General features: G+C 44.7%; 1 protein-coding gene. It reads left to right on the top strand.

What is annotated here, in order from left to right; all coding sequences use genetic code 11:
- Positions 1–18: 18 nt before the first annotated feature.
- Positions 19–3,165 carry a sister chromatid cohesion protein PDS5 gene (locus F6K38_RS37730; RefSeq protein ID WP_502709645.1) on the top strand — a complete coding sequence of 1,049 codons (3,147 nt, stop codon included), beginning with the start codon at positions 19–21 and terminating at the stop codon, positions 3,163–3,165.
- Positions 3,166–3,274: the final 109 nt, after the last annotated feature.

Genomic DNA, 3,274 nt, shown 5'->3' with positions numbered 1-3,274 from the left:
AACCATAATTAGACATAAATGATAGAACCCTTGTCAGTATTAGCCGGTTGGGCAATCCCGAAAATAGGGGAATCGTTGTTAGAGATTGTTTCGGGACAAGGATGGGATAGCTTAAGTCAAGCTCTGACTAAAAGCGATGTAGAGAAGGCAATCAAAGCGGGCGAAGCGGCAGTTAAAGAATGGGAAAAACAACGGGATCCGAGCCAGCGCTTATTTTTTCACGCTAGACCGGATGGCTGGAATGGAGTTAATAATTTTTTGCGCGACTATTTTACTAATTCTGCTGTTTTGGCGGAATTACAGAAACCGCTACTTAATCACGGTAAGCCTGATCGAGAGATTTTAAGCACGGTATTTCAACAGCAAGGTGAAGCCAATGACATTAAACTGAATCAAGATAGTATTAAGCCTTGGATAGAGAAATTTATTAATGCTTATTTTCAGCAGACCGATACTTATCTAAAATTTCAGGTAGCTAAACAGGATTATTGTGAGCAGTTAGCTAACTGGTTTGATGATGTTAAATTTGCTGGCATTGCTGTGCCTGGGCAAGAAGTAGAAAAATCCGAGAAGTTAGCCCAAATCTTTGTAATGCCAGATGTGGTGGAAGACGTATCAACTGTTGGCGCTTGGGAACGGGATTTGTTAGCAGCTGGTAGTGGGGAAAAGTCAGAAATAGCACTATTAGCAAAGACGACTGGCCGCAAATTATTGGCGGAGCAGTTATTGAGCCAAAGTCAATCAAGACGAGTAGTGATATTGGGTGCGCCAGGCTCCGGAAAAACCACCTTGATGAGTTATTTTGCAGTAATGTTGGCTCAGCAAAATCCTGAGATTTTAGGATTAGATGCTGATACGGACTGGCTACCGATTTTAATTAGGATGCGAGATTTTGCGATAAATCTCGATAAAAGCCTGATCGACTATGCTCGGGTATTTGCTGAAAACACGATGTCAGTGAAACCGTTACCAGTAGGATTTTTTGAGCATTGGTTATCTGATGGGAGGGCGTTGATATTGCTAGATGGTTTGGATGAAGTGCCAGAAGAGGCTAAACGGAATGATGTAGTCAGGCGGATTGAGAATTTTTTGGGACAGTTTGACAGAAATCGCGCTATTATTACATCTAGACCGGCTGGTTATCGACGCGACTTTTTCCACACTGAGGAATTTCCCCACTATCAAATTGAACCCTTTGATGACCAGAAGATTTCGGCATTTATTGATAACTGGTATAACAGCAGGTTTCAAGATCAAGCCGAAGCTGAAAGGCGCAAGCATAGTTTACGAAAGGCGCTGGATGATAATGACAGGATTAAGCTATTGGCACGGAATCCGTTATTGTTGACAATTATTGCATTGATTCATCGGTATCAAGCTATATTACCTAAGGAACGGTTTGAGCTTTATAATTGTGCTGTCAAGACGTTGTTAACCTCTTGGGATGCTAACAAAGAAATCAGCAGTCATGGAATATTTAAGTATCTAGATTTATATGATTTACGCCGATTGATGGAATTGTTGGCTTATTGGATTCATACTCAGGGAAATGTTGGCAATAATGAAGGTGGCACCTTGATTAACCAAGATGAGTTGATTGATCAGTTGAGTCAGCAGATTAAAACCTTGAAGCAGGTGCAGTTATACCAAGCTGAAGAAGAAGCCGAAGCATTTGTAACCTTGATTCGCGATCGCACTGGTTTGTTGAATGAGCAAGGGCAAAATTGTTACGCTTTTGTCCATAAGACCTTTCAGGAATATTTGTGTGCTGAAGAGATTGACTATCAGGCGGATAATGAGGGAGATTTTGAGATTGTTTTGAGTCAGATTCGGGAGCATTTGCATGACTCCCACTGGCGCGAAGTGTTATTATTGCTGATAGCACAGCAAAAACCGAAAAAGGCAGCGAGGGCGATTCGGGCAGTTTTGAATAATACTAGTAACTATGAGCAGTGGTTGCATCGTGATTTGTTGTTTGCTGGTAGTTGTTTGGCAGAAGACCCGAAAAATTTGCTTGGTGCTGATCGTGGGTTGGTGCAAAAGATTTTGGAGCGGTTGTTTGAGTTAGAGCTGAGTAGTCAAGAGCGGGTTGGGGAGAGGGTTGATGAGCAGGTTTTTAATATAATTTGTAGTTTATATGAAACTGATTTTGAAGCACAGGTATTGGAATTATTGGAACAGGAATTGGCCGTAGGCCACGCTACCCAAACGAATCGAATTGATGACTGGCGATTGCTGAAGTATCGAGCTGAGTTCGGGGAAAAAGATGAGGTAATTACAATATTGTTGACACGGCTAAAGGATGATGATTCTGATGTGCGTTGGAGGACAGCCGATGCTTTGGGTGAATTGGGCAATAGCTCAGAAACCGTAGTCAACGCCCTCTTAGCAAGGTTTCAGGATGAGAATTATGATGTGCGTTGGAGGGTAGCCATAGCCTTGGGCGAATTGGGCAATAGCTCAGAAACCGTAGTAAGGGCTCTAATCGCACGACTTCAGGATTCTGATGCTAGTGTGCGTGAGAGGGCAGCTGTGGCCTTGGGCAAATTGTGCAATAGCTCAGAAACCGTAGTAAGGGCTCTAATCGCACGGCTTCAGGATCCCGATGCTGATGTGCGTGGGGGGGCAGCCTATGGCTTAGGCAAATTGGGCAATAGTTCAGAAACCGTAGTCAACGCCCTCCTAGCACGGCTTCAGGATCCCGATGCTGGTGTGCGTGGGGGGGCAGCCGATGCCTTGAGCAGATTGGGGAATAGCTCAGAAACCATAGTCAACGCCCTCCTAGCAAAGCTTCAGGACCCCGATGCTGGTGTGCGTCGGTGGGCAGCCTTGGCCTTAGGCAAATTGGGCAATAGTTCAGAAACCGTAGTCAAGGTCGTCCTAGCACAGCTTCAGGATGATGATTCTCGTGTACGTCGGTGGGCGGCCATAGCCTTAGGTAAATTAGGCAACAGCTCAGAACCCGTAGTCAACGCCCTCCTAGCAAGGCTTCAGGATGAGCATTATCGTGTGCGTCGGTGGGCAAGCGAAGCCTTGGGCAATTTGGGCAAAACATCGAATCATGTTCTCCCTACTGTGATTGAATGGATTGAACAACACCAAGATTCCGACTATGTGGGCAGTGGTATTGATGTGCTGTGGGATTTGGTTGTAGGTACGGAATAGGGAGTAGCGCTCTATGTTATAGTTTTTAGGCATAATAATCTTATCCCAACAATCAACTGATCGCAATCCCCTCACGACCATGGAACAGTCGCCATCCCTGGAGCATGCC

Origin of the sequence: Moorena sp. SIO3B2 (genome assembly GCF_010692525.1) — a bacterium.
In the GTDB taxonomy this organism is placed as follows: domain Bacteria; phylum Cyanobacteriota; class Cyanobacteriia; order Cyanobacteriales; family Coleofasciculaceae; genus Moorena; species Moorena producens.
Note: the sequence above shows the minus strand (reverse complement) of the source record. Positions and strands in the feature narration are given on the sequence as shown.